Annotated in this window: 20 protein-coding genes; 10 read left to right on the forward strand and 10 right to left on the reverse strand. The window is 43.7% G+C overall.

Going from position 1 to position 23,267, the window contains the following annotated elements; all coding sequences use genetic code 11:
• Positions 1–38: 38 nt before the first annotated feature.
• From DYD54_RS07855 to DYD54_RS07890, 10 genes are all read right to left on the reverse strand, one after another.
• Entirely contained in the window at positions 39–2,648 is a 2,610-nt protein-coding gene (locus tag DYD54_RS07855) for a restriction endonuclease (protein ID WP_063514449.1), read from the reverse strand.
• Between the two features lie 15 nt (positions 2,649–2,663).
• Positions 2,664–4,214 carry a site-specific DNA-methyltransferase gene (locus DYD54_RS07860; RefSeq protein ID WP_063514450.1) on the reverse strand — a complete coding sequence of 517 codons (1,551 nt, stop codon included), beginning with the start codon at positions 4,212–4,214 and terminating at the stop codon, positions 2,664–2,666.
• Between the two features lie 230 nt (positions 4,215–4,444).
• Complete coding sequence (locus DYD54_RS11980) at positions 4,445–4,621, reverse strand: PT domain-containing protein (protein ID WP_440589616.1); 177 nt, start codon at positions 4,619–4,621, stop codon at positions 4,445–4,447.
• A gap of 136 nt (positions 4,622–4,757) precedes the next feature.
• Entirely contained in the window at positions 4,758–6,134 is a 1,377-nt protein-coding gene (locus tag DYD54_RS07865) for a diaminobutyrate--2-oxoglutarate transaminase (protein ID WP_063514451.1), read from the reverse strand.
• A gap of 432 nt (positions 6,135–6,566) precedes the next feature.
• Entirely contained in the window at positions 6,567–9,191 is a 2,625-nt protein-coding gene (locus tag DYD54_RS07870) for a bifunctional aconitate hydratase 2/2-methylisocitrate dehydratase (protein ID WP_063515019.1), read from the reverse strand.
• Positions 9,192–9,385: 194 nt separating this feature from the next.
• Positions 9,386–9,709, reverse strand: a complete 324-nt coding sequence (locus DYD54_RS11595; RefSeq protein WP_218563651.1) for a hypothetical protein — start codon at positions 9,707–9,709, stop codon at positions 9,386–9,388.
• 18 nt (positions 9,710–9,727) lie between these two features.
• Positions 9,728–10,129 carry a TSUP family transporter gene (locus DYD54_RS11600; protein ID WP_218563652.1) on the reverse strand — a complete coding sequence of 134 codons (402 nt, stop codon included), beginning with the start codon at positions 10,127–10,129 and terminating at the stop codon, positions 9,728–9,730.
• A gap of 218 nt (positions 10,130–10,347) precedes the next feature.
• Positions 10,348–11,847, reverse strand: coding sequence for a tripartite tricarboxylate transporter permease (locus DYD54_RS07880; RefSeq protein ID WP_063514452.1), 1,500 nt, complete (start codon positions 11,845–11,847; stop codon positions 10,348–10,350).
• 8 nt (positions 11,848–11,855) lie between these two features.
• Complete coding sequence (locus DYD54_RS07885; RefSeq protein ID WP_063514453.1) at positions 11,856–12,317, reverse strand: tripartite tricarboxylate transporter TctB family protein; 462 nt, start codon at positions 12,315–12,317, stop codon at positions 11,856–11,858.
• A 70-nt stretch (positions 12,318–12,387) separates the two neighbouring features.
• The gene (locus DYD54_RS07890) at positions 12,388–13,425 is read right to left on the reverse strand and encodes a tripartite tricarboxylate transporter substrate binding protein (RefSeq protein ID WP_063514454.1); all 1,038 of its coding nucleotides are present in this window, start codon (positions 13,423–13,425) and stop codon (positions 12,388–12,390) included.
• A gap of 372 nt (positions 13,426–13,797) precedes the next feature.
• On the opposite strand from DYD54_RS07890, the gene lipA reads away from it, so the two are divergent.
• The 10 genes from lipA (at position 13,798) to DYD54_RS07940 (ending at position 23,225) form a co-directional block, all read left to right on the forward strand.
• Positions 13,798–14,862, forward strand: coding sequence for a lipoyl synthase (gene lipA, locus DYD54_RS07895; RefSeq protein ID WP_063514455.1), 1,065 nt, complete (start codon positions 13,798–13,800; stop codon positions 14,860–14,862).
• A 481-nt stretch (positions 14,863–15,343) separates the two neighbouring features.
• Complete coding sequence (gene accB, locus DYD54_RS07900) at positions 15,344–15,817, forward strand: acetyl-CoA carboxylase biotin carboxyl carrier protein (protein WP_084260671.1); 474 nt, start codon at positions 15,344–15,346, stop codon at positions 15,815–15,817.
• Positions 15,818–15,826: 9 nt separating this feature from the next.
• Positions 15,827–17,206 (forward strand): acetyl-CoA carboxylase biotin carboxylase subunit, encoded by a 1,380-nt coding sequence (gene accC, locus DYD54_RS07905; RefSeq protein ID WP_063514456.1) that lies wholly within the window; start codon positions 15,827–15,829, stop codon positions 17,204–17,206.
• Between the two features lie 8 nt (positions 17,207–17,214).
• Positions 17,215–17,907 (forward strand): 5-oxoprolinase subunit PxpB, encoded by a 693-nt coding sequence (gene pxpB / locus DYD54_RS07910; RefSeq protein WP_063514457.1) that lies wholly within the window; start codon positions 17,215–17,217, stop codon positions 17,905–17,907.
• Positions 17,908–17,925: 18 nt separating this feature from the next.
• Positions 17,926–18,849 (forward strand): 5-oxoprolinase subunit C family protein, encoded by a 924-nt coding sequence (locus tag DYD54_RS07915; protein ID WP_063514458.1) that lies wholly within the window; start codon positions 17,926–17,928, stop codon positions 18,847–18,849.
• A 30-nt stretch (positions 18,850–18,879) separates the two neighbouring features.
• Positions 18,880–19,632, forward strand: a complete 753-nt coding sequence (gene pxpA, locus DYD54_RS07920) for a 5-oxoprolinase subunit PxpA (RefSeq protein WP_063514459.1) — start codon at positions 18,880–18,882, stop codon at positions 19,630–19,632.
• Between the two features lie 69 nt (positions 19,633–19,701).
• On the forward strand, positions 19,702–20,883 hold the full coding sequence (locus tag DYD54_RS07925) for an NRAMP family divalent metal transporter (RefSeq protein WP_063514460.1): 1,182 nt from the start codon (positions 19,702–19,704) through the stop codon (positions 20,881–20,883).
• Positions 20,884–20,885: 2 nt separating this feature from the next.
• A complete protein-coding gene (locus DYD54_RS07930; RefSeq protein WP_172459597.1) occupies positions 20,886–21,296 on the forward strand; it encodes an acetyl-CoA carboxylase biotin carboxyl carrier protein in 411 nt (136 codons plus the stop codon).
• A gap of 287 nt (positions 21,297–21,583) precedes the next feature.
• Positions 21,584–21,985, forward strand: coding sequence for a hypothetical protein (locus DYD54_RS07935; RefSeq protein ID WP_147285086.1), 402 nt, complete (start codon positions 21,584–21,586; stop codon positions 21,983–21,985).
• Positions 21,986–22,265: 280 nt separating this feature from the next.
• Positions 22,266–23,225, forward strand: coding sequence for an alpha/beta fold hydrolase (locus DYD54_RS07940; protein ID WP_063514463.1), 960 nt, complete (start codon positions 22,266–22,268; stop codon positions 23,223–23,225).
• Positions 23,226–23,267: the final 42 nt, after the last annotated feature.

Here is a 23,267-nt window from a genome sequence, read left to right on the forward strand (position 1 = left end):
AAAAGTAAAAATTCTTTATTTTAGCATATTTGCATCATTTAATACACCTTATTATTTTCGGTTAATTCATTAATTTTTTGCACCACTTGATAGCCTACTTCATCATTTATTTCAAAAAATCGTTTGGCACAAGCAACTTTGAATTGTTCTTTTTGTCGTAATTTGTCCAAAACCACGCCATCTTGTACATTATCGCCTGTATTTTTGGTTTCAGCAATAAAATAAACCTGCTCGCCATTTTTACGCATGATTACCGCCCAATCTGGGTTGTAATTACCAATCGGTGTTGGAATTTTAAACTTTTTGGGTAATTTAAAATAAAACGCCACTTGCTCATCATAATTTTCACAATCGGTTGCAAACTGATGCTCGGTGGTTGAATCCAAATCTAGCACACCATTATAAATGGTTTTATCCATTTTATTCACATCAAAGGTGTATTGATTGGTATAAATTTGATAAGTCTCAAACAGATTTTGTTCATAGATTTCATCTAATTTTTGATAATAAATGCCGTTTTTCATCAAATCGTACAGTTCGTTATTGATGATTTCTGCCACAATTTCAATAAAGCGTTGTGGGTTATTTTTAATCTCATCAATTCTACCAGATTGCCTTAAAATCTCTACCAAAGTCTGACGAGTTAATCCCGTTTTATTTTGCAATGCCTTTAAAATATCAGGTATGGCAATTTTTTTGTCCAAATACTGATAATCAGAATAAATTTCTTCTGTCTGTACGCCCATTTCACTGTTTTGAATCAGTCGTGCTTTTTTAATTTCAATTTTTGGTTTGGCAATGGCTGGCATTTTGTTTAATGCTTGGCTTGCCAATTTAATCAATTCATCACTATCAAATGCAACACGATATTTGGTTTTTTGACGGATACGCTCCCAAATTTGTAAAAATAGTGGGTCGGTAAACGCATCCAAACGATAAGTTACCGTGCGTTCTTTTCTACCATCTTTTACAAGTGATTTTTCAAATTTAACACCGCAATCATCAACATATTCCTGCTGTAAAGTGCTGGCGAATTGCTCATAACTTTCATTAGGAATCACGGTCAAAATATTGATTTTTTCATCATAAATCCGCTCGCCTTGTTGATTGACAGGTAAACGAAGTCCACGCCCAATTTCTTGGCGTTTTTTAATGGTAGATGTGGTTTCGTTAAGCGTACAAATTTGAAAAACATTGGGATTATCCCAACCTTCTTTTAATGCCGAATGACTAAAAATAAATCGCACAGGTTCATCAAAGGATAGTAAGCGTTCTTTATCTTTCATAATCAATTCATAAGCATCGTTATCATCTTTGGTTGTGCCGTTACTATTTTTTGCATTGCCTTTTTTATCTTGGCTAAAATAGCCTTTATGTACGCCACTTGCTGATTGCCCTGTTTCTAATTGATACAATTCTTCAAACCACTCATAAAATTTCCCCAATTCGCCTTGTGCATTAGTGCGATAATTTTCCACTTTATCAATAAAAAATAGCGACAATACTTTAATGCCCAATGGATTTAGCTGCTTTTCACGCTGCAGATGTGCTTTAATTGTGGCGTGAATTTGTTGTTTCATAATATCATCTTTTAGATAATCCAAATTTACGCCATGGACAATTTCTACGCCATTAGAAAATCTAACTATTTTGTTTTCTAAATCAATGCCTGTAACCATAAACCCTTGATAGTTGGGATTTTGTTTTGATTTTTCATATAAATCATCGCCCATTTTTACTGTAATAGTCTTTCTTTTTAATTGCTTTTCTCCATTAACATCAATAAGTATTTTGGCTTTTAATCCGCCTTTATTGATGACTTCTTTTAATTCAATAAAAGCATTATTTTTATCCTGCGACACCACAGAATTGACGACAATTTGTTTTACCAAATTCTTTTCAAATGCTTGCACGGGATTTAGGCTATATACTTTATTGATAATTTCTTTATGCGTTGCTGAATACCCAACCGTAAATAATGGATTTAAATTTTCAATGGCATTTTTGCGTTTATCACTGCTGATATTTTGTGGTTCATCAATAATAATGATTGGGTTTGTTGCTTGAATCAAATCCATTAACACGCCATTTTCTCGCTGCTGATTGATGATATTACTTTCTTTTTCAAAAGATTGAATATTCATCACCAAAATTTCAATATTTGTGCTTGTCGCAAAATGCTTTAAGGCATTTGCTTTTTGTCCGCTATACTCGTAATAATGATAAATGGGCGAATGAAACTCATCTTTAAAATAGTCTTTTGTACTATTTAAAGTTTGCAATACCCCTTCACGAATAGCAACACTTGGCACAACAATGATAAATTTTCGCCAGCCATAGCGTTTATTCAGTTCAAAAATGGTATTTAAATAAACAAAAGTTTTGCCTGTGCCTGTTTCCATTTCTACGCTAAAATACAAATTATCCAATTTGTCAGATAAAGAAAGCTGATTTTGCGTTTGGATATTTTTTAAATTATCAAAAATATCATCTTTGGATAATGATAATTCATTGGCAATCACACGCATATTGCCTTTATCCGACAAGCTAAAATCATCTTGATGATGTGTGATTTCGCCTTGAAATAAATTCACAATACTATCAATCGCCTGTTTTTGATAATCTAAATGTTCGTATTGGATTTGCATTGCCTATTCCCCTTATTAAATGCTTTCAAAATTTAGCCCAGCATCTTTAAATTGCAAAATCACATTGGATTTTTCGCTGTCATTTAAAAATGCTTTATCTAAGACAACGGTTTTGGTGGGTTTTTTGGCAATAATGGCATTAAAATCATCTTGGGATAACAAATTTAGTACAACGGCGTACGATTTATTTTCACAAGTTAGCCAATAAACGCCGTTATCAAATTTAATATCCGCCGTTAATTTTAAACCCATTTTTAATAGCAATTCATAGATGATATCTATTTCATTGGCATTATCTTTTAAGGGGTCAATATACATTTCTAATTGCTTGGATATGTCGTCATCGTCAATTTGCCACGCTTTAAAATTACCATCACTTAATTTAAATACCTTAAATCCTGTATCAAGGGTTTTATTGGGATTTTGCTCTTTGATTTTTACCCCTGCACGGCGAATGCGTTCTTTGGAAATATCACTAATCGCTTTAAAACCCGCTTTATAGGCTTCAGATTTTTCATCAGTAAGCTCTGGTAATTGCACCATAATAAATTGACGATTGCCGTCATCTTCTGCGTTTAATTGCATGACAGCGTGGGCGGTGGTAGCACTGCCTGCAAAAAAGTCTAGGATTGTTGAGTTTTTATTGGTTCCAATGTTTAATAAATTTTGTATCAATGATACTGGTTTTGGAAAATCAAAATACCTTGCATTAAATAAATTTTCTACTTCTAAACTAGCTCGTTGATTTGTACCATATTCAATACCCCAGAAGTCATTTGGAATTTGACCTTTACTATCTGTTAAATACAATTTACCATAAGGCTGTTCATCTCCGCCCATTGTCCAATAAATCAAACCTTGTTCATCTAGTTTTTTAAACTCTTCTTCTTTTATCATCCACGGTCCAGTTAAAATATTTCCTGAAATTGTTCTTACTTCATAATGATGTCTTCCACGAGTTTTATCTAATAAAATTTTTCTACGAAATAATCCCGTATCATCAGAATAACGATACTCTTTTAATGCTTTCTCACTTAAGGATAATTTACCAAGTGTTAAGTTATCATAATTTTTAGCATAGCAATATAAATATTCTTTTACTTTCGCAATATTCCCAATATTTGGTTGATTATCTGTCCTACGCCAAGCAATTTGAGTAATAAGATTTTCCTCTCCAAAAATCTCATCACACAATAATTTTAATTGAGCCTGTTCATTATCATCAATGCTAATAAAAATCACACCATCATCGGCTAATAGCGTGCGTGCCAAATGTAGGCGTGGCAACATCATATTTAGCCAATTAGAATGATAATGTCCATTGTCTTTGCTGTTCTTTTTAAAGGATTTTAACAATTCGCCATTGATATTTCTATCGCCTGTGGCAATGTCATAGTCTTTTTTGGATTGGCGAAAATCATCGTGATAAATAAAGTCATTGCCCGTATTATAAGGCGGGTCAATGTATATCATCTTGATTTTGCCTGCATAGGATTTTTGCAAGATTTTTAGCGCTTCTAAATTATCGCTTTCAATAAAAATGTTTTGCGTGGTATCAAAATCCACACTTTCGGCAGGACAAGGGACTAATGTGTTGTGGGTGGGGCGTTGTAGGGCTTGATAGGCGGCTGATTTGCCTGCCCAATTTAAGCCATAGCGTTCGTTTTGGGCAGGGTGGTCGCCCAGTAGGGTTTTGAGTTTTTCTAGGTCTAGGGCGTGTTCGCTAAAAATTTCAGGCAGAATTTGACGAAGTTTGGCTAATTTTTCACCAAAAAAGTCGGTATTATGGGCAGTTTTTAGGCTATTGGTTGGTTGGTTGGTTGGTTGGTTGGTTGGTTGGTTGGTTGGTTGGTTGGTTGGTTGGTTGGTTGGTTGGTTGGTTGGTTGGTTGGTTGGTTGGTTGGTTGGTTGGTTGGTTGGTTGGTTGGTTGGTTGGTTGGTTGGTTGGTTGGTTGGTTGGTTGGTTGGTTCATTTTGCGATTTTCCATAGCAAGTGTCAAGTAAAATTTTTTATTTTAACAAATTGTTTGATAAACATAAAGCCCATTTCTGGCAAAAAATAAAGGCGTACCATTTAGCACGCCTTTATTTTTAAATGACAATTAACGCCTAGCCACGCACCGCTTTTATCGCTTCGCCCACCGCCTTTTTAAAGCGAGTGATGACCTGCTCACACTCTTCACGAGTAATGGTAATCGGACACAGCAAACGCACCACCGTACCGCCACGACCACCACGCTCTAACAACAGCTTATTATCAAAGCACGCTTTTTGGATAGCGACCGCAAGCTCACTGTCGGCAGGGTATGACCCCATATGGTCGGCAGATTTACGCTCGTCCACAATCTCAATACCAGTCATCAGACCACATCCACGCACATGACCGATACAGTGGAATTCTTGTGCCACTTTACGCAGTTCATCACGCAAAAACTCGCCTTGAATGCGTGAGTTTTCGGCAAGGTTATTGTTGGTGATTTGTTCTAGGACATTATAGCCTGCCGCCATGGCTAGCTGATTGCCACGGAATGTACCTGTATGCCCAGCAGGTAGCCACGCGTCAAACTTTTTGTTAATGGCAAGCACGGCAAGGGGTAAACCACCGCCCACCGCCTTAGACATGACGACCACATCAGGGACAATCTCGGCGTGTTCAAAGGCGAACATCTTGCCAGAGCGAGCAAATCCTGCTTGCACTTCGTCTAGGATAAGTACGATGTCGTGGCGGGCGGTAACTTCACGAATCTTTTGGAGCCATTTTTTGGGAGCAGGAACGACACCACCCTCGCCTTGAATGGCTTCTAGGATAACGGCAGCGGGTTTTACCACACCACTTTCTACATCTTCGATGAAGTTTTCAAAATAATAAGTCAAAGCGTCCACGCCTGCCTCGCCACCAAGCCCTAGCGGACAACGGTATTCGTGCGGATAAGGCATAAACTGCACGCCCGCCATGAGATTGCCCACTTTTTCTTTGGCGGATAGGTTGCCTGTCATGGCAAGTGAGCCGTGCGTCATGCCGTGATAACCGCCAGAGAATGCGATGACATTATCACGCCCTGTGTAGGTTTTGGCAAGCTTGATGGCAGCTTCTGTACCGTCAGCCCCTGTTGGACCACAAAACTGCAAGACAAAATCTTTTGGGAAAAAGGAGAGTAATTTCTCGGTGAATGCGTCTTTGATTGGCGTAGTGATGTCAAGGGTATGCAGTGGCAAACCGCTTTCTAGCACGTCTTTAATGGCATTGATGGTGGCAGGGTGATTGTGTCCTAGGGCAAGTGTCCCAGCACCTGCCAGACAGTCAAGGTATTCATTGCCCTCAACATCAGTTACCCAGCACCCTTGTGCTTTGGCAATGGCTAGGGGGAGTTTGCGTGGGTAGCTACGAACATTTGACTCCATCTCGTTTTGACGAGTCAGATAGTAGTCGTTGGTTGCACCGTCTTTGGGGGCTGTTGGGGCATGATTTACAGAATGAACGCTCATATCGGATTACCATCTCAGATAAGGGTTAAAAGAAAAACCTATGAATACAATCTCAATCTTATCAATCACATATGAAAATTTGATGACTGCATCCCTAAACCCAAACCCAATTTATCAACTAAAATTTGGGTTTAACAAGGTCATGACGTTCGGCGTGTGGTTCAATGGACCATAAAGGAAAAATGAAAATCCATTGCACACCAGTTTTGCAAGAGTAATCATAAATAATGATTTGACCGCTTGCACGGCAATAATACTTTTAAATTTAATAGAACAAATGTAAACTCATTAAAATTCAAAAAGTGGCAAATTATAACACACAGGGGGTATTTGGCAAGGATTTTATGATCAAAATCTAAAAAAGATTGCTCAAAATACACTCAAATAAAAACACCGCCAATCGCTTGACGGTGTTTTTTTAATCAAATCAGATTAGGCAAGCTGTGCCACGCTGATTTTGTCTGATTTTTCGGTGTACTCACTCATTTGGTCGAAGTTTAGGTAGTTGTACACTTCGGCCTCCATAGACTCAAGCTTACCTGCATACGCCATGTACTCTTCCACGCTTGGCAGTTTACCAAGTACAGAAGCGACAGACGCAAGCTCAGCAGAAGCTAGGTATACGTTTGCACCTTGACCTAGACGGTTCGGGAAGTTACGAGTAGAGGTCGAAACCGCTGTAGAGTTAGGAGCGATACGAGCTTGGTTACCCATGCACAGCGAGCAACCTGGCATTTCGGTTCTGGCACCTGCTTGGGCGTAAGTGTTGTAGTACCCTTCGTCCATAAGCTGACGTTCGTCCATTTTGGTCGGTGGTGCAATCCACAGACGAGTGGTCAAGCTACCTGCTGGTACTTCAGACAGAAGCTTACCTGCGGCACGGAAATGCCCGATGTTGGTCATGCACGAACCGATGAATACTTCATCAATCTTATCGCCAGCCACTTCTGATAGCAATTTGGCATCATCAGGGTCGTTCGGGCAGCATAGGATTGGCTCTTTGATGTCGGCAAGGTCAATCTCATACACTTTAGTGTATTCTGCATCAGCGTCGGCTTTTAGCAGGCTTGGGTTGTCTAACCATTTTTGCATGTTCTCAGCACGACGAGCTAGGGTACGAGCGTCGCCATAGCCTTCGGCGATCATCCATTTTAGCATGACGATGTTTGAGCGTAGGTATTCAGCCACCTTCTCTTCTGATACCGTGATCGCACAGCCAGCAGCTGAACGCTCGGCAGATGCATCAGACAATTCGAATGCTTGCTCAACAGTTAGGTCGTTTTCCATCTCGGTTAGGTCGATCTCTAGGATACGGCCAGAGAAGATGTTTTTCTTACCTTTCTTCTCAACAGTCAAGTCGCCTGCTTGGATTGCATAATAAGGGATAGCATGTACTAGGTCACGAAGCGTGATGCCAGGTTGCATTTTGCCTTTGAACTTGACAAGTACAGACTCAGGCATGTCAAGTGGCATCACACCAGTTGCGGCAGCGAACGCCACCAGACCAGAACCCGCTGGGAATGAAATACCAATCGGGAAGCGAGTGTGTGAGTCACCGCCGGTACCTACAGTATCAGGTAGTAGCATGCGGTTTAGCCATGAGTGGATAACACCATCGCCTGGGCGTAGAGACACACCACCGCGGTTCATGATGAAATCAGGTAGCGTATGATGAGTTACCACGTCAATCGGCTTAGGATAAGCTGCGGTGTGACAGAACGACTGCATCACTAGGTCGGATGAGAAGCCTAGGCAAGCCAAGTCTTTTAGCTCGTCACGAGTCATCGGACCTGTGGTATCTTGTGAACCAACAGTAGTCATCTTAGGCTCGCAGTAGGTGCCTGGACGAATGCCTTGACCTTCTGGCAGACCACATGCACGACCAACCATTTTTTGAGCCAAAGTAAAGCCCTTGCCTGTGTCAGCAGGTTGATCTGGGGTGCGGAACAAAGTAGATGGCTCTAGACCTAGTGCTTCACGAGCCTTACCTGTTAGGTTACGACCGATGATTAGGTTGATACGACCGCCAGCACGTACTTCGTCTAATAGTACAGGAGTTTTTAGTTTAGACTCGGCGATTTGCGAACCGTTTTTGAATGCAGTAACAGTTGCGGTGGCGTGGTCGATTTTTAGGGTAACTTCATCGCCCATGTTCATGTCAGTAACATCAATCTCCACAGGCAACGCACCAGCGTCTTCCATGGTGTTGAAGAAAATCGGAGCGATCTTACCACCTAGACACACACCGCCGTCACGCTTGTTAGGGATGTGCGGAATGTCGTCACCGAAGAACCATAGTACTGAGTTGGTTGCTGATTTACGGCTAGAGCCTGTACCCACAACGTCACCCACGTAGGCAACAGGATTGCCTTTAGCGATTAGGTCTTTGATTTGGCTTAGTGGACCAACTTCGCCATTTTTTTCTGGGTTAATGCCGTCTCTGGCATTTTTTAGCATGGCGTTGGCGTGTAGTGGGATGTCAGGACGGCTCCACGCATCTTGGGCAGGCGATAGGTCGTCTGTGTTGGTCTCGCCTGTTACCTTAAATACAGTAATGGTCATCTCGGTGGGGACTTCTGGGCGATTTGTGAACCACTCGCCTTCCGCCCAAGACTGCAATACCGCTTTGGCGTTGGCATTACCTGCTTTGGCTTTTTCTTCTACGTCATGGAACGCATCAAATACTAGCAGAGTCTTCTTAAGTGCTTCAGCAGCCAATCCGCCAAGCTCAGCATTGTCTAGTAGGTCAACCAGTGGAGCTACGTTATAACCACCAAGCATCGTGCCTAGTAGATACACTGCGCGCTCTTTGGTGATTAGTGGTGAAGTTGCTTCACCTTTAACAATAGCGTTCAAGAAAGCAGCTTTAACGTAGGCAGCTTGGTCAACACCTGCTGGTACGCGATTCTCTAATAGATCAACCAAATATTCTTCTTCGCCAGCTGGTGGGTTTTTTAGTAGTTCTACCAGATCTGCTGTCTGTGCGTCGGTCAATGGCTGTGGTGGCACGCCTAGCGCTTCACGCTCAGCGACGTGGGCTCTGTATTCAGTTAGCATTTGCGACATAGCTTTATCTCCATGTGAGGTCATAAGTGCTTGATAGTGGTTATCATTATACAAACAATTATCAAGTGCCTAGACGTTGATTTTACAGGCATTTTCGCCTAAATTTATTCTTAATTATAATAACTGAAATTTGACATAAATTCAAAAAATTATCTCTCATAACCAACATTTATTTAAAAAATACCCTAAATCCAGCCAAGCTTGACGGCGGTATCATAGATGATTTTGATGGCAATGAGCGTCAAACTCCAAGGCAGTAGCGCTTTGAGCCAGTGGATAGGAATGATGTGTATTAGCCTTACGCCCACCCAAGACCCCAGCGTGGCAAACACCACCATCATCACAATCACCCGCCAATGCGCCAAAAATGAAAAAACAAAAATACCATAAACAATGAGCTTGGTGCTGTGAATGATGGTCGCCATCAGTGCGCCTGTGGTGACGACAGTGTTGTTATTGTCGTATTTTTTATTGAGCAGTGCGATGCTCATGGATCCTGACACCCCCACAAACAGCCCTGTGCCAATCTAGATAAAAGCGATGGTATAAAAATTATTGGCTCTTTTTAGCAGCCTATCAAAGGTCTTCGACCATTGCATCAGCAAAATATAAATGCCGATGAACAGCGGAATCAGCTCCAAAGACACAAAACGCACCGCCACACCAAAAACGATGGCACCGGACACCGCCCCAATCAAAAACTCCTTCATATAATCCAAGCGCAGATCTTGCCACCCAAACCACACACGACTGGCGTTACTGGCAAGCTGACTTGCGCCATGCACAGGAATGATGATGCTTGCTGCCATAAACATCGACATAATCCCAATTAAAACAATGCCGCCGCCAACGCCTGTGATGGCAGTGACGCCCGAGGTGATGAAATTGATGACCGAAAGAGCGATGTCATTGAAAAGCTGCACATTCATGGTTAAAATTTGAAGTGTATCCGCTTAAAATCCCAGCTGAGTATCAGTATGGATGGTTTTTGATGCATACCACTCTCGGCTGGCTTGTCGTATTTTATCATCAATGTTGAGACTTGGGATTAAAAAGTGGAAAATTGATGGAATGATCATATTGACTAGAAAACAGTGCAAGAATAAGAAAAGCTGCAACCGACCTTATGCTGATTGCAGCTTTTGGATTAAGCAACTTGATTTCTTCTGGATTTGATTGCACGATAAATCGGCAATAGTACCATAAAGATCGCCAACAACCAAAGAACAATGGTAATCGGACTGCCCCACAAGATACCAAGCTCACCGCCCGAGATGGACAGAGCACGGCGCAAGTTGGACTCCATTAGGTGACCAAGCACATAACCCAAGATCAGCGCTGACAATGGAAAATGCAGCTTACGCAAAAAGTAACCAAAGAAACCCAATCCCACCATCAAGATCAAATCAAAAGTGGTGCTGTGGATAGAGTACACACCAACAAAACTTGCCGCAGCGATGGCCGGAATCAAGATGTAGTTTGGTGTGTTAAGCATTTTTGCAAAAAAACCTACCAACGGAATGTTTAGTGCAAGCAAAATCACATTACCCACGAACAAACTGGCAATCAAACCCCATACAATGTCAGGCTGCTCGGCAAACAGCTGAGGACCTGGCGTGATGTTATATAAAGTCAATGCACCCATCATGACCGCAGTCGTACCCGAACCAGGCACACCAAGAGTAAGCATCGGAATGAATGAACCACAAGCTGAGGCGTTATTTGCAGCCTCAGGTGCTGCGATACCACGCAGATCACCCTCACCAAATTTACCTGTTTTACCTGCAATTTTGCGTTCATTAGAATAAGTCATGGCAGAAGCGATGGTAGCACCAGCACCCGGCAAAATACCCACCACAAAGCCCGTCAGACCACTTCGGATGATGGTACCAAAAGCAGACATGAACTCTTTAAAACTCACCAAACTTCTTTTGCCTTGCTCTAATGCTTTTTGACCAATACTGGTCTGCTCCAGCATGATTAAAATCTCACTCACGCTAAAAAAGCCAATCACAATCGTGGTGAAAGCGATGCCATCGGATAGGCTGACCGAATCAAAAGTAAAACGATACACGCCTGTAACCGCATCCACGCCCACCGTCGCCAAAGTCAAACCAATTAGCGCAGCAACCGCAGTCTTGATTGGTGCATCACCCACCAAGCCACTCAGACAAGTCAAAGCAAATACCATGAGGGCAAAGTACTCGGCAGGACCAAATGAAATCGCCCATTTTGCCAGTAACGGTGCAAACAACACAACCCCAATGGTCGCCAAAATAGAACCAATGAACGAGCTGAATGCTGACAACGACAAGGCAATGCCCGCCTTGCCCTGCTTGGCTAACGGATAGCCATCAAGCGTTGACATGATGGCTGCCGCATCACCCGGCACATTGATTAAAATTGCTGAAATTCGCCCACCGTACTCACAGCCCAAATATACTGCCGCTAACAAAATCAAGGCAGATTCAGGCGGCAAACCAAACGCATAGGCAATTGGTAACAAAATTGCCACGCCGTTAATCGGTCCAAGACCTGGCAGCATACCAACGATTGTCCCAACAAACGCCCCAATCAACGCAATCATGAGGTTCTTTGGGGTCATGGCAATGGCAAAGCCATGCATCAAAAATTCAAAAGTTTCCATTCATACCCCTACAAGCCAATGACTGACAATAATCCAGATGGTAAAGTAACATCCAATGCCTTTTCAAACAGCAGGTAAGTCAAAATCGCCATAATCACAGAAGCGATTGCTGTCGGTATTTTTTTACCATCAAACAACAACCCCACCGCAAATGCCATTAAGCTGGTGCTAATCACATAGCCCAAAATCTCAAATAAAATGCCGTACAACAATAGCGCAAGACCACAAAGAACAAGGTTTTTGACAACAGGCTTGCTCCAGCCATAGTCAATCAAATCCATGAATTTGGCGGGACGGAACGCCAGTGTCGCCGTACCAATCGCCATCAAAATCAATAACAACATCGGATAAGGTCGAGGACCGATGGGGTCGTAAGCAATGGGAGCGGTATAGCCCCACGCCATCACCATCATCATGATGGACACACCAAGCAATATCGCTGAGAATACCCGCTCTACTTTAGTATTCATAAATACTCCAATGAGTGTAAAACGAAGGCTGATGAACCCCATCAGCCTCACAAAACACCACCATCAAAACTTATTTAGCAACATTCTCAATCAAATTCATTTCAGCAGAAAGCTGACGAAGTCTTTCAGTCTCTTTATGAACATACTCGGTCAGCTCATCACCCGTCATGGCAAATGGGAACAGCTCACGATTGGTGCGAAGCTCAGCAAACTTCGGATCAGCAAGCATCGTATCGATATTTTGTTTCCACCATGCATAGCTTTCTGCTGACACATCTGGACCCATGTAATAACCACGAATGACAGGCCATTCAATGTCATAGCCTTGCTCTTTGGCGGTTGGAATGTCTTTGGCATTGCCTTCTAGACGCTCTGGGGCAAATACCGCAAGCACACGTAGCTTGCCTGCCGCTACCTGTGGCATGACCTCAGCCAGACCTGAGCTGACCACTTGAATGTGGTTACCCAGTGCTGCGGTTACCGCCTCACCACCACCTTCCATTGCCACATATGACATATCGCTTGGATTGACACCTGCTGCTTTTGCCAAAAGTGCGGTTTGCAGCCAGTCTTGACCGCCGACGCTACCACCAGCACCAAAACTTACCTTTTTCGGGTCAGCTTTTAGCGCATTGACCAGATCGCCTAAGTTTTGGTAAGGCGAATTGGCACTTACCGAGACTGCACCGTAATCCGCACCAACAGCAGCCAGCCACTTGACATCTTTTTCGGTAAACTGTCCAAATTTACCTTGTGACAGATTGAGCAAAGAGCCCGTTGAAAAAGCAACAATCGCATCGCCATTGGCACGGTCGTTGGCGACGATTTTGTTATACGCCACCGCACCCACGCCACCTGGCATGTAAGTCACACGCATGGGCTTGGTGAGCAACTCGGTATCTTGCAGACCAGACTGAATAAGCTTACAAGTCAAGTCAAAACCACCACCTGGCTTGGCAGGTGCGATACATTCAGGTCTCTTAGGTTCAGTAGCCGCTACCGCGGCACCATCGGCACTGGCTGCTTGATTGGCGACAGGCTTGTCATTGCCGCACGCAGCCAGCAAAATGGTAGAGCTGATGACCAGTGACTTTGCTAAAAATTTCATAAAAAATCCTTCTAAAAATGATGACAAACACATTTATCATTTATTCACTGCTGTGACTTAAAATTACTGCATAGTAAAACACAACTACTTGTTCAGTAAAAACACTTAAAGATAAACAAATGTTTTGATATAGTAGTAAGCTTATAGAAACTTGTCAATACAAAATTTTTCAAATTTACAAAAAAAATTAAGAAATTATTAAGGAATAATTTTCATTTCCATCATCTCCAACTCACCAACAACCAGCACAAATCCAAAACCCGACTTCTTTTTTGTATTTTATCCCCATAAAGCGTATAATAAGCAGCATTAACCATTCACACCTCATTCATCATCATATTGATTATTGAAAATTAAAAAATTGGAACTCATATGACTGTCCAAACCTTCACCCCAGAAGCCCGCCCCGCCCCCAAAAAAGCCATTCAGGGCGAGAAACTGCGTGGCTATGACAAAGTCGCTCGCATTCCCATTAAGGTCATTCCCACCGTTGAAGCCCCCAAAAAGCCCGACTGGATTCGTGTCAAATTATCCAGTCCTGCCGAAGTGGAGCGTATCAAAGGCACGCTACGCAAACAAAAGCTCTACACCGTCTGCGAAGAAGCCGCCTGCCCAAACCTACCGCAATGCTTTGGCGACGGGACAGCGACCTTTATGATTATGGGCGACATCTGTACACGTCGTTGCCCGTTTTGTGAAGTCGCTCATGGCAGACCCAACCCCCTTGATGTGGACGAGCCACGCCACACCGCCGAGACGATACTGGGACTTGGGCTAAAATATGCCGTCATCACAAGCGTGGATAGAGACGACCTAAAAGACGGTGGTGCAGGGCATTTTGTGGAAGTTATCCAAGAATCCAAAGCCCTAAGCCCCAACTGCTTGATTGAAATTCTCGTGCCTGATTTTCGTGGACGTGAAAAAATCGCCATTGACCTACTTGCCGAGACTGCCCCCGATGTCTTTAACCACAACATCGAGACCGTGCCACGCCTATACAAGGCATTTCGCCCCGGCTCGGACTATCAGCACTCACTAAACCTACTAAAAGAATACAAGGCACGCCGTCCCGATGTTGCCACCAAATGCGGATTTATGGTGGGGCTTGGCGAGACTGAAGAAGAAGTCTATGCCCTGCTTGACGACCTAAAAGCTCATGACGTGGACATCATCACAATCGGGCAATACCTAGCCCCAAGTAAAAACCACGCCCCTGTGGATAGATATGTACACCCTGATGAATTTGCTAGATATACCGAATATGGCAAAAAGTTAGGCTTTTTTAACATTTGGGCGAACCCAATGGTGCGTTCAAGTTATTTTGCTGACCGCCAATATTATGGCGAGCCTTGCCCACCGCCTGTGCGTTCAGCCAAAGCACTTGCCGAAGAGAAATTGGCAAAAGCCGAAAAAGGCGAGAAAACCGGGTGCTTTTAAGCAAATCACAACAAATCAGGGGCAAATATTCGCCCCTGTTTTTATTATTAAAAATGTCGTTTTATTTTTTGATACAACAAAGGCAATGTCAAAGACCCTGCTGTTTTTTACTTTAAAATAAGGGATAAAAGCCGTATTTTTTTGGCACCAAACTTTTAAGAATGCAACACAGCTCTACATTTGCCAATGTGAAATTATAAAAACAAATCAGCCGTAAAAAAATAAAAAAACCAGCCGCCATAGCCCATGGTGCAAGCAATCACAAAACAACACCTGCCTTATTAGCAAGAAAAGAAATTATTCTGCATGATGACTATTTAATGCAGGATTGTATTTAGAAAGTGGTTGAAGCGGTATTGCAACCTGGACTTTTTTAATCCAGCACATCACGCCACAAAGACCATCAAGTGTCATAGACAATCTCCAATCATTTACTATATAATCACACCCCGCCCATAACTTAAATTTTAGGGATATCGTTATGAACATTGATTTTGATACACTGGCTCGCCTCATTCAGTTGACCGAAACCGCCAAGATTCACTCACTTCACATTCAAGATGGCACGCAGACGGTTATTTTGACCAACCCAAGCCAACCTTTGCCCCAAGTGTTATCTCAGGCTGCGCCTCACGCCTTAGCCCAAACGTCGCTCCAAGACCTGTCAGACGCACCCCAAAACCAAATCAGCTCAACTACGCCACCCACCGCACCCACCAATTTTCACACCATCACCTCACCTATGCTTGGCACTTTTTATCGTAAATCCGCTCCTGATAACCCCAATTTTGTTGAAATTGGCGATGCCGTCAAAGCAGGCGATACCTTGTGTATTGTGGAAGCCATGAAAATCATGCACGAAGTCAAGACAGGCAAGGCAGGGGTGGTGCGTGAAATTTTGGTGGACGAAGGTCAAATGGTGGAATACGACTCGCCTTTGTTTGTGATTGAATAGGATAAGAACATGAGCAAAAAATTTAACAAAATTCTCATCGCCAACCGTGGTGAAATCGCCCTGCGAATCATTCGGGCGTGTCGTGAGCTTGGCATTGGTTCGGTGTTGGTGCATTCTACCGCCGATAAGGACAGCCTGCCTGCTCGCCTTGCCGATGAGACGGTTTGTATTGGCAGTCATTTGCCCAAAGACAGCTATCTGAATCAGCGATCCATCTTGGCAGCAGCAGAATTGACGGGCGCGGACGCCATTCACCCTGGTTATGGGTTTTTGAGCGAAAATGCCGATTTTGCTGAATTTGTTACCGAGCAAGGCTTTGTTTTTATCGGTCCTACCGCCCAAAACATTCGTATGATGGGCGATAAAGTTACCGCCAAGCAAACCATGCTTGCCTCAGGCGTGCCTTGCGTTCCAGGCTCTGATGGGGCGCTGCCTGATGACGATGAAGCAGTCATCAACATCGCCAAACAAGTTGGCTTACCTGTCATCATCAAAGCCTCAGGGGGTGGTGGCGGACGGGGTATGCGTGTGGTTGAGAGTATGGACGAGCTGCTAGGAGCGGTCGCTATGACCAAAAAAGAAGCGATGAGCGCCTTTGGTAACCCTGTGGTCTATATGGAACGCTATCTAAAAAATCCTCGTCATATTGAGATTCAAGTGATTGCTGATACGCATGGCAATGCCATTCATTTGGGCGAGCGAGATTGTTCTATGCAACGCCGTCATCAAAAAATCATCGAAGAAGCCCCCGCCCCCTTTATCAGCCAAGATGAACGAGACAAAATCGGACAAGCCTGTATCAAGGCTTGCTTGGATATGGGCTATCGTGGGGTCGGGACTTTTGAATTTTTGTATGAAAATGGCGAATTTTTCTTTATTGAAATGAACACCCGCATTCAAGTAGAACACCCCGTTACCGAGCTTGTAACGGGCGTGAATTTGATTGCCGAACAAATCCGAGTTGCCGAAGGTGATCCTTTGCAATTTAGCCAAGACGACATTCGCTTGACAGGGCACGCCTTTGAATGCCGTATCAATGCCGAACACCCTTTTAGCCTGATGCCATCGTCAGGGACGGTGAGCTATTGTCATCTGCCTGCAGGCTATGGCACACGGATGGACAGCCATCTGTATACAGGCTATCAAATTCCTGCCTATTATGACAGCTTGATTGGCAAATTATGCATTCATGCCCCCACCCGTGAGCTTGCCATTGCCAAAATGAAATCCGCCCTGACAGAGCTTGACATTCAAGGCGTAGAAACCAACAAAGCCCTACATCAAGCCATGTTTGATAATGAATCTTTTTGTCAAGGCAGGGTCAGCATTCATTATTTGACCCATTGGCTTGACAATTATCACAACAATCAGCCCAATCACAAACACTAGGGGGCAAGATGGACATTAATACCACTTGGCAATGCTCATCAGAAAGTACACTTGTGCTATTTTTAGGTGGGGAAATTAGCCTTGATAAACAAAAACTGTGCTGGGCGTTAGCAAATCACCTAAGAGCCGACAATACGCTTGGCGTGCGTGAAGTGGTGGTTGGTATGAATGCCTTAACGGTGTATTTGGATAAACAGGCGTTGTACCAAGACCCTAGCCAATTAGCGGTGTGCGAAAGATTGCTCAATGAACTAACACACGACTTTGCCCAAAATTTGGATAATTTGCAAGGCATTCAAGGCAAGCACATTGACATTCCTGTGATTTATGGGGGAGAGCGTGGCGTGGATTTAGTCGCCAGTGCCAAAACGCTTGGCATAAGCGTGGACGAACTGGTCAAACAGCACACCGCCCCACTTTATACGGTGTATTTTATTGGCTTTCAGGCAGGATTTCCCTATCTTGGTGGCTTACCTAAAGCCTTGCACCTGCCCCGCCACGCCAAGCCCCGCACCAAAGTTCCCCAAGGCTCGGTCGGTATCGGCGGCGGGCAAACAGGCATTTATCCGTTTGAATCCCCAGGGGGTTGGCAACTTTTAGGGCGTACCACTTTGTCTTTATTTGATAAAAGCCAAAACCCACCAACACTACTCCAAGCAGGCGATACCTTACGCTTTGTAGCAACGGAAATTTTGGCATAAAGATAATAAGGAGCAATTATGTTAAAAATCACTCACTTATCCGCCATTGCCAGTATTCAAGACTTGGGGCGTGAAGGCTATTTGGGGCTTGGCATTGGGCGTTGTGGCGCAATTGACCCTTTGTCGTTTCGGCTTGGCAATGCTCTGCTTGGTAATGATGACAACACGCCTGCCCTTGAAATTAGCCTTGGCGGACTGACCGCCACTTTTGGCAAGGACACCGCTTTTTGTCTGACAGGGGCGGTTGTTGATGGCAACCTTGACGAAACACCCATCATCACAGGCTATCGGTATTTTGCCCAAGCTGGACAAACCCTTACCCTAAAACGCCAAACAAAAGGTATGCACAGCTATTTGTGCGTACAAGATGGCTTTGATTTTGCCAAAGAGCTTGGCTCTGCCAGCACCGACACCAAAACAGGACTTGGCGGGCTTGGACGCTGTGTGATGGCAGGCGATGAACTGCCTTATCAAGCAGGCATTCCAATGAGTGCGATGGGCGTGGCAAATTTGTACCGCTTTGAGCCTGTGACTGTGATTGATGTCATCAAAAGCAGCGAATATGACCGCATTGTACAGACGATAGACACATTTTGTGAACAGGAATTTACCTTGTCGCCAAACAGCAACCGTATGGGCTATCGCTTGGACGGCACGCCCTTGCAATTTGATGCCATTGAAATGAATTCGCACGGCGTGGATTTTGGCATGATACAAGTTCCCCCCGATGGCAAGCCAATCGTGTTGATGGCGGACGCTCAGACCACAGGCGGTTATCCCAAAATCGGAGCGGTAATTGGGGCGGATTTGGGCAAATTGGCACAGGTGCAATTTGGCAAAAAAATTCGCTTTAACTATGTCAATGGCACAACTGCCCTACAAAAACAAGCTCATTATACCACCCACCTTGCGCAAATAGCAAAGATGGCAACGCTTTTTTAAAGTAATTTTTAAACCAATAAAGGAAAAACGATGGCACACATTGATTTAAATGCCGATGTGGCAGAAGGCTTTGAATTTGACGAACCCTTGATGTCCATCATCAGCTCGGCAAACATCTGTGCAGGATTGCACGCAGGTAGGGTTCGTCAAATGATACAAACGCTTGCTTATGCCAAAGCCCACAATGTCAGCATTGGCATTCACCCAAGCTATGACGACCGTGCCAATTTTGGGCGGAGCAATCAAGATTTGCCAACAAGCGAAATACAAGCATTGATGGCTTATCAAATGGGGGCGGTTGTGTCCGTTTGCCAAACTTTGGGACTAAAACCAAGCTATGTCAAACCACACGGGGCTTTGTACAATCAAGCCAGCACCGATGCGACCCTTGCCCATGCCATCGCCCAAGCGGTTTATGATTTTGACCCCAAGCTGGCATTGATGGGGCTGTCTGGTGGTGAGCTTGTCGAGGCAGGCAAAGCCCTTGGGCTAAAAGTGATTTGTGAGGCCTTTGCCGACAGACGCTACAACAGCGATGGCACTTTGGTGTCTCGCACCCTGCCAAACGCCCTGATTGAAGACGATAATGAGGCGATTGCCCAAGTTGTCCGTATGGTAAAAGATGGGCAAGTGGTGGCTGTTGATGGCAATGTGATTGACTTACAAGTGGACAGCATTTGTTTGCATGGTGATGGCAAGCACGCCTTGGTATTTGCCCAAAAAATCAAAGCATCCTTGCAACAACAAGGCATTGCCATTACATCGTTTATGACAAATAATTGATTTATCAAAAAAAATCAACGCCGATACTTCATCGGTCATCTCTTTTAATTTAGGTTATAAGGAAATTTTATGAAAAACACTACCCAAAAATCCGCCATCTTAGGCGCTGCCTTTTTGATGGCGACTTCTGCGGTCGGACCTGGATTTTTGACCCAAACCGCCACCTTTACCGAAAAACTGGGGGCAAGTTTCGGCTTTGTGATTTTGGTCTCTATTTTGATGGATATTGGCGTACAGCTCAATGTTTGGCGAGTGATTGCCATTTCAAAAATGAAAGCTCAAGAAATTGCCAACCTTGTCCTACCTGGCATGGGCTATGTTTTGGCAGGACTGATTATTATGGGCGGACTTGCTTTTAATATCGGCAACATTGGCGGTGCAGGTCTTGGTGTGCAGTCGGTCTTTGGCATCGATCCTGTTATCGGAGCGTTGGTCTCTGGCGTGATTGCGGTGGGAATCTTTTTGAGCAAAGAGGTAGGCTCTTTGGTGGACAAATTTGCTCAATTGATGGGCTTTGTGTTGATTGCCCTGATTATTTATGTGGTTTTTAATACCAATCCACCTTTTGGCGAGGCGGTTGTTCGTACGGTTGCTCCTGAAAAAATTGATGCGATGGCGATTGTAACTTTGGTCGGTGGTACGGTTGGCGGCTATATTACCTTTTCTGGGGCGCATCGTCTGCTTGATGCAGGCATTACAGGCAAAGAAAATCTTTCTGCCGTCTCAAAAAGCTCCATCAATGGCATCTTGGCAGCGTCCGTGATTCGTGTGTTTTTATTTTTGGCGTGTCTTGGTGTGGTGAGTTCAGGCGTTGCCATGATGATAGATAATCCTGCCTTGACACCGTTTGTTCACGGACTTGGCGACACAGGTCGTGTGATTTTTGGCGTGGTAATTTGGGCAGCGTCCATCACTTCGGTGATTGGCTGTGCTTATACTTCGGTGTCGTTTTTGACCAATTTCCATGCAGGCATTGCCAAACATAGCCGTTATTTTATCATTGGCTTTATTGCTGCCTCAACGCTAATCTTTGCTACGATTGGCAGACCCGCCCAAGTGCTTGTTTTGGTTGGCACGCTAAACGGTTTGGTCTTGCCGATTGCTTTGGTGGTGATTTTGCTTGCCGCTTACAAGAAAAACATCATTGGCGATTATAAGCACCCTGTTTGGATGGCTGTCTTTGGTTGGATTGTGGCGGTTGCCATGTCAATCCTAAGTGTGATTACCATTTTTAAATATTTGGCAGGATAATGATGAATTCCATTTCTTTTGATGATGTACAACGCTTTGTTACGCTTGTCTCACAAAGCACGCTGGCAGAAGTTGAAATCAGTCATGGCACAAGCAAACTCAAGGCGGTCAATCATCTGACCACCCCACAAGCACCTTGTGCTATGGCTATGCCGACTACGCCAAGTCACGAAATCCCAAGCCCAGCAATCAATCAAAACACCATCGTCTCAAAGGCGGTGGGTGTTTTGTGTCTTGATGGCATTACCCTAAAAGCAGGCGACACCGTCAATGTGGGCGATACTGTGGCAGGTGTGTTGGCACTTGGGGTTTTGACGCCGATTGTGGCGGACAAGGCAGGCGTCATTGAATCATTTTTGCTCAATGAAGGCGATAAGGTAGAATGGGGGCAGGCAGTGATTGCTCTGGTCTAGCATTGAAATCACAAATGCCGACATTAAATTTAAAAACATCACACCATTTGTTTGAATGCTTTATCGGGAGAATTTCTTAAATCCTGATTGACAAACAAAAGGCGCTCCCAGAAAATTAAAGCAAAAATACACTTTTGTTTTAAATAATAAAAAAACCGATATAATAAGTTATGTCGGTTTTTATTTTACAATTAAGAAATAAAAGCGGTTCGTTTGGCATTGGGTTTTTTAAGAGCGTATCACAATCCCACATTCGCCAATATTAAATGATAAAAAACCAATCAACCATGCAAAATAACAAAATCTATACCGTAACAACCCATTGTGCAAAAAATCACAAAAGCAACATCTCTCTTACCTTATTGGAAGTGGCATTTGATTTGTTTGACAAAAATAAACTTTGGGATACGCCTTGTGCGATTTGTGGTGGTAAAATAGAAAGTGTGTCAAAATCCAATTTTGAAATTACTGATAAGCTTTTTAATATTTGGGCAAATAATCCTGATTATCAATTTTCAGAAGGATTTTATGAAGATTTAGACCTTGCCGAAATGAAGTATTTGCCAATGCTTTTAAGGGCGATTGATGATAAAAATTTTCCAAATTCCAAAAAGGCGGTGGTTGTCAAAGCATTGTGTGCGTTGTGGTATAATAATTGTGAATTTCCCAAGAGCGATTATGCACATTAGAACTAAGACAAATGCGTGAAAATAGCGAAATTTTAAAGCCTATTTTATTAGAAAGAAAGACATTATTTTGTATTATAAAGACTTGATGCGGGATTATATCTGGGAAGTGGTTGAAAAAATTATTGTAGGCATGGTTGTTCATTTTTATAATTGATGCCACAAACAATAGACCATACCAAACACTTACACGCTCATATCCGCACCAACACCAAGCGCAAAAAACCCAACACATCGGTAAAAAATTTTGTATAATAATAAAAATTAACAACTGTACACAAAAATGACCCAAACCATTCTTTCATCAAACGGCATTCATCGCCTGCATCACACTTTTTTTATCCCCAAAGGCAATATCACCGCCACCTTGCTTATCGTGCATGGCATGAGCGAGCATAGTGGGCGTTATGCCGATTTTGCCCAGTTTCTGGCGGATAATGGCGTGCTGGTGGCGACTTACGACCAGCTTGGGCATGGGCAGACAGTTAAGGACAAATACGAGCTTGGTTTTATTGACGAAAAACACCCTGTCCAAGCCCTGTGCAAAGACGTGGTTATCATGGCGGATAAACTAAAAGACAAGGCACGCACGCTGACCGACCGCCCCACGCCTCATTACATCATGGGGCATTCTATGGGGTCATTTATCGTGCGGACGGTGCTGACCCACCACGCCACAAGCTTTGACGGGACGATTATTATGGGGACGGGCAACAGCTTTGGGCTTATCAACCGCTTTGCTCTAACCGCACTTGGGGCGATGAATTACATAAACCCAAAACGCCCCAACGCCCGCTTTGCCACACTCCTAAACCACTATCTGCTCTCGCAAATCCGCTCACCCATATCGGCATCGCCTTTTGCGTGGCTTGCCGAAAACACCGACAGCATCAAAACCTTTGAAGCTGATCCCTTGTGCGGTTTTGCATTTAGCAATAATGGCTTTGTCGCCTTGCAAGCCCTTATCAAAAAAGCCACATCGCCCACATGGTACGCTCACACGCCCAAAGATTTTCGCATTTTGCTCGTCAGTGGCAAAGATGACCCGGTTGGACGCATGGGGCAAGACATTGATGAACTTCAAAGCGAGCTTATCCGCGCAGGACAAAACGTCTGTACGCACCTACATCCCAACATGAGACACGAGCCACTACACGAGACGGATAAAGATAGGGTGTATGGGGATGTTTTGGCGTGGCTAAAAAATCACGCCATTGATAAAACCAATCAAAAACCTCAATAAAATCAGTTTAAATTGTGCTAGAATAAAGTGTTTTTTACTTCA

Source organism: Moraxella ovis, assembly GCF_900453105.1.
In the GTDB taxonomy this organism is placed as follows: Bacteria; Pseudomonadota; Gammaproteobacteria; order Pseudomonadales; family Moraxellaceae; genus Moraxella; species Moraxella ovis.

What these genes read in the sequence shown, in the direction of transcription:
- DYD54_RS07855 (WP_063514449.1), bottom strand. Translation starts at nt 2,648, where the DNA reads ATGCAAATCCAATACGAACATTTAGATTATCAAAAACAGGCGATTGAT.
- DYD54_RS11980 (WP_440589616.1), bottom strand. Translation starts at nt 4,621, where the DNA reads ATGAACCAACCAACCAACCAACCAACCAACCAACCAACCAACCAACCA.
- DYD54_RS07865 (WP_063514451.1), bottom strand. Translation starts at nt 6,134, where the DNA reads ATGAGCGTTCATTCTGTAAATCATGCCCCAACAGCCCCCAAAGACGGT.
- DYD54_RS07870 (WP_063515019.1), bottom strand. Translation starts at nt 9,191, where the DNA reads ATGCTAACTGAATACAGAGCCCACGTCGCTGAGCGTGAAGCGCTAGGC.
- DYD54_RS11600 (WP_218563652.1), bottom strand. Translation starts at nt 10,129, where the DNA reads ATGAATGTGCAGCTTTTCAATGACATCGCTCTTTCGGTCATCAATTTC.
- DYD54_RS07880 (WP_063514452.1), bottom strand. Translation starts at nt 11,847, where the DNA reads ATGGAAACTTTTGAATTTTTGATGCATGGCTTTGCCATTGCCATGACC.
- DYD54_RS07885 (WP_063514453.1), bottom strand. Translation starts at nt 12,317, where the DNA reads ATGAATACTAAAGTAGAGCGGGTATTCTCAGCGATATTGCTTGGTGTG.
- DYD54_RS07890 (WP_063514454.1), bottom strand. Translation starts at nt 13,425, where the DNA reads ATGAAATTTTTAGCAAAGTCACTGGTCATCAGCTCTACCATTTTGCTG.
- lipA (WP_063514455.1), top strand. Translation starts at nt 13,798, where the DNA reads ATGACTGTCCAAACCTTCACCCCAGAAGCCCGCCCCGCCCCCAAAAAA.
- accB (WP_084260671.1), top strand. Translation starts at nt 15,344, where the DNA reads ATGAACATTGATTTTGATACACTGGCTCGCCTCATTCAGTTGACCGAA.
- accC (WP_063514456.1), top strand. Translation starts at nt 15,827, where the DNA reads ATGAGCAAAAAATTTAACAAAATTCTCATCGCCAACCGTGGTGAAATC.
- pxpB (WP_063514457.1), top strand. Translation starts at nt 17,215, where the DNA reads ATGGACATTAATACCACTTGGCAATGCTCATCAGAAAGTACACTTGTG.
- DYD54_RS07915 (WP_063514458.1), top strand. Translation starts at nt 17,926, where the DNA reads ATGTTAAAAATCACTCACTTATCCGCCATTGCCAGTATTCAAGACTTG.
- pxpA (WP_063514459.1), top strand. Translation starts at nt 18,880, where the DNA reads ATGGCACACATTGATTTAAATGCCGATGTGGCAGAAGGCTTTGAATTT.
- DYD54_RS07925 (WP_063514460.1), top strand. Translation starts at nt 19,702, where the DNA reads ATGAAAAACACTACCCAAAAATCCGCCATCTTAGGCGCTGCCTTTTTG.
- DYD54_RS07930 (WP_172459597.1), top strand. Translation starts at nt 20,886, where the DNA reads ATGAATTCCATTTCTTTTGATGATGTACAACGCTTTGTTACGCTTGTC.
- DYD54_RS07935 (WP_147285086.1), top strand. Translation starts at nt 21,584, where the DNA reads ATGCAAAATAACAAAATCTATACCGTAACAACCCATTGTGCAAAAAAT.
- DYD54_RS07940 (WP_063514463.1), top strand. Translation starts at nt 22,266, where the DNA reads ATGACCCAAACCATTCTTTCATCAAACGGCATTCATCGCCTGCATCAC.